The organism is Salipiger sp. HF18, assembly GCF_011806505.1.
Taxonomy (GTDB): Bacteria; Pseudomonadota; Alphaproteobacteria; order Rhodobacterales; family Rhodobacteraceae; genus Salipiger; species Salipiger thiooxidans.
In genome coordinates this window covers 1-3,185 of sequence record NZ_JAATOS010000454.1, presented here as the reverse complement: position 1 = coordinate 3,185, position 3,185 = coordinate 1, and the positions used below count along the sequence as shown (strand labels likewise).

Annotated in this window: 3 protein-coding genes and 1 pseudogene; all 4 read right to left on the bottom strand. The window is 64.0% G+C overall.

The window, feature by feature from the left end:
* On the bottom strand, positions 1-912 hold a 912-nt coding region (locus HC022_RS22310; RefSeq protein ID WP_254885231.1), incomplete at its 3' end, for an alpha-amylase family glycosyl hydrolase.
* 16 nt (positions 913-928) lie between these two features.
* Positions 929-1,535, bottom strand: a pseudogene (locus HC022_RS29930) (carbohydrate ABC transporter permease); the annotation flags it as partial.
* A gap of 198 nt (positions 1,536-1,733) precedes the next feature.
* Positions 1,734-2,117, bottom strand: coding sequence for a hypothetical protein (locus tag HC022_RS29925; RefSeq protein WP_368484720.1), 384 nt, complete (start codon positions 2,115-2,117; stop codon positions 1,734-1,736).
* A gap of 12 nt (positions 2,118-2,129) precedes the next feature.
* Complete coding sequence (locus HC022_RS22300; RefSeq protein ID WP_089960681.1) at positions 2,130-3,104, bottom strand: carbohydrate ABC transporter permease; 975 nt, start codon at positions 3,102-3,104, stop codon at positions 2,130-2,132.
* Positions 3,105-3,185: the final 81 nt, after the last annotated feature.

The following is a 3,185-nucleotide window of genomic DNA, read 5'->3' as shown; positions in this document are numbered from 1 at the left end:
GTGCAGGTGCTGGTCGCCGCGCGTGTAGTCGCCCAGCACCTCGAGCCCGCGCTGGTCCTCGCCGATCTCGCCCACGGCGGCCGCGTTGTAGCGGTTCATGAGCGTGCGCAGCCGGGCGAGAAACTCGAGGTTCTCGGGCTGGGTCTTGTCGTAGAGGTGGTTCTGCCAGGTATAGGGGTTCACCGCCGGTGCGGTGATCGGGTTGCGCTCTTCCGGTGCCAGTGGAGGATTGTTCCGCAACTGCTTGTCATGCGTGTAGAAATTAACGGTATCAAGACGGAAGCCATCGACCCCGCGGTGCAGCCAGAACTCGGCCACGTCGAGCAGCGTGTCCTGCAGCGCCGGCTCGTGGAAGTTGAGGTCGGGCTGCTCGGTCAGGAAGTTGTGCAGGTAGTACTGGCAGCGCGTCGGATCCCATTGCCAGGCCGAGCCGCCGAAGATCGACAGCCAGTTGTTGGGCGGCGTGCCGTCGAGCTGGGCGTCGGCCCAGACGTACCAGTTGGCGCGGGGATTGTCCTTCGACGAGCGGCTCTCCTTGAACCACGGGTGCTCGATGGAGCTGTGCGACATGACGAGGTCCATCAGCACCTTGAGCCCCAGCTTGTGGGCGGTGTCGATCACCACGTCGAAATCCGAGAGCGTGCCGAACATCGGGTCCACGTCGCAGTAGTCGCTGACGTCATAGCCGAAATCGGCCATGGGCGAGCGGAAGAACGGCGAGATCCAGACCGCGTCGACGCCCAGAGAGGCGATGTGCGGCAGGCGCTTGGCGATGCCCAGCAGGTCGCCCACCCCGTCGCCGTTGCTGTCCTGGAAGCTGCGCGGGTAGATCTGGTAGATCACCGCGCCCCGCCACCAGTCGGGGTCTTTCTTGAGAAGCGTCGCGGAGGACATGTCCGGCATATCGGTCATGGTGTGTCGTGTTTCCTTACTTGACGGAGCCGGCCAGCAGGCCGCGCACGAGGTATTTCTGCATCGCGAAGAAGACCAGCAGCGGCACCGCGATGGAGACGAAGGCCGCTGCGGCGAGGATGCCCCAGTCGCCCCCGCGCGAGCCCAGCAGGTCGTCGGCGATCTTGACGGTCATCACCCAGCTCTCGGAATTCGAGGGCAGGAAGACCTTGGCGACCAGAAGGTCGTTCCACGTCCAGAGGAACTGGAAGATGGCGAAGCTGGCGAGCGCCGGAAAGCTGAGCGGCAGCACAATCTTGGTGAAGACCTGGAAGTCGGTGGCGCCGTCGACTTTGGCGCTCTCGATGATGTCGCGCGGCAAGCCCACCATGTAGTTGCGCAGCAGGTAGATGGCGAGCGGCAGGCCGAAGCCGGTGTGGGCGAGCCAGATGCCGAGGAAGCACCACCAAGAGCCCCACCACCATGGCGATGAGAAACTGCCGCCCGCTGAAATCCATCCACGCCAGTGCGTAGGCCGCGAAGGCCGCGATCAGGATCGGGATGATGGTCGCCGGGATCGTCACCGTCATCGTGTTGATGAAGGCGCGGTCCATGTTGTTGGAATAGAGGATGAGCTCGTAGTTCTGCAGCCCGAACTCGGGGGGCTGCTTGGCCACGACGTAAAGCGTCGGCGGCCGCCGGATCTCGCCCTCCTGCACCCATGTGAAGTCGCCGTTGGGCGCCATGGTGAGCGCGCGGTCGATGCTGTAGCCCTCGACCGGGCGGCCGTCCTCGTCGGTTTCGGGCACCTCGGGGGCACCGTCGGCGGGCCAGGCGGTCTCTTAGTTCTCGGTGTCGAGCTCGCCGTCGCTGTCGCGGACCTCGAGCTTCAGTCGCCCGTAGGTCTGGCCGGTCTCGGCGGCGCCGGGGTTGCGCGAGGTGATGCCGAAGGCCGCGACCGAGCCCGAGCCGGTGCCGAAGACGTTGCCCTCGAGCACGTAGAGATCGCCGTCCTGCCGCACGCCATCGGCCGAGGGCTGCACGCGGAACGCCTGCTCCACCGGGAACATGGCCATCCACCAGCCCGACTGCGAGATCTGCTCGCGGTCACGGAAGGACGACACCAGCAGCCCCACGGTCGGCACCAGCCAGAGCAGTACCAGGAACAGGACGCAGAGGTTGGTGACGATCGAGAGCGAGCTTTTCTGTCCGGCGATATTATCCATGGCCGTGCCTCCTCACATCTCTTTCCGCGCCTGGCGGATGTTCCAGATCATCACCGGCAGCACGATGATCATGATCACGAAGGCCACGGCGGTCGCCCGCCCGTCGTCGCGGAACATGTAGTCCATCATGTAGCTTGGCAGGATCTCGGTATCGAAGTTGCCGCCGGTCATCGCGTAGACGATGTCGAAGACCTTGAGCACGAGGATGGTGATCGTGGTCCAGACCACGAGGATCGTGCCCTTGATCTGCGGCACCTTGATGCGGAAGAACAGCTGGAACGGGTTGGCGCCATCGACGATGGCGGCCTCGATGGTCTCTTCGGGAATCCCGCGCAGCGCTGCCGAGAGGATCACCATGGCAAAGCCGGTCTGGATCCAGACCAGGATCACCATCAGGAAGAAGTTGTTCCAGAACGGGATCTGCAGCGGGTCGATGGCGGCAAGGCCCAGCGAGTCGCGGATGGCGTTGATGATGCCGATCTGCGGGTCGACCGTATAGACGAACTTCCAGATCAGCGAGGCGCCCACGAAGCTGATCGCCATCGGCATGAAGATCAGCGATTTCGCGATGTTGCCCCACTTCAGCCGGTCGGTGAGCTGCGCCACCAAGAGCCCGAAGAAGACCGAGGCGGCAGGCACCACCAGCACCCAGAGGAAGTTGTTGAAAAGCGCCGTGCGGAAGCCCGATTCCGAAAACATCTGGGTGTAGTTTCCGAGGCCCACGAAGGTATCGCCGGAGCGGTTGAAGAGCGAGCGCCAGAAGCTGCCCACCACCGGGTAGACGAGGTAGAGCCCGAGCGCGAACATCGCCGGCAGCATGAACAGCCATGGCCGCACCATCGTGGCGCGGCGGATGTTGCGCCCTCGGTCATCGGTGCGCGGCGGGAAGATCACCTTGTCGAGCACGATATTGGACAGGTAGAAATAGGCGATACATCCGGTCACGCCGATGAAGATCGTCAGAATTCCCTGAAAAATCGGTGACATATCGGATGTTCCTCCGCTGGTTATGTAACCCGCCTCTCCCCGGCGGGGCCCCGCGCGACCGTCGCCGCGCGGGGATGTGTC

What these genes read in the sequence shown, in the direction of transcription:
- HC022_RS29925 (WP_368484720.1), bottom strand. Translation starts at nt 2,117, where the DNA reads ATGGATAATATCGCCGGACAGAAAAGCTCGCTCTCGATCGTCACCAAC.
- HC022_RS22300 (WP_089960681.1), bottom strand. Translation starts at nt 3,104, where the DNA reads ATGTCACCGATTTTTCAGGGAATTCTGACGATCTTCATCGGCGTGACC.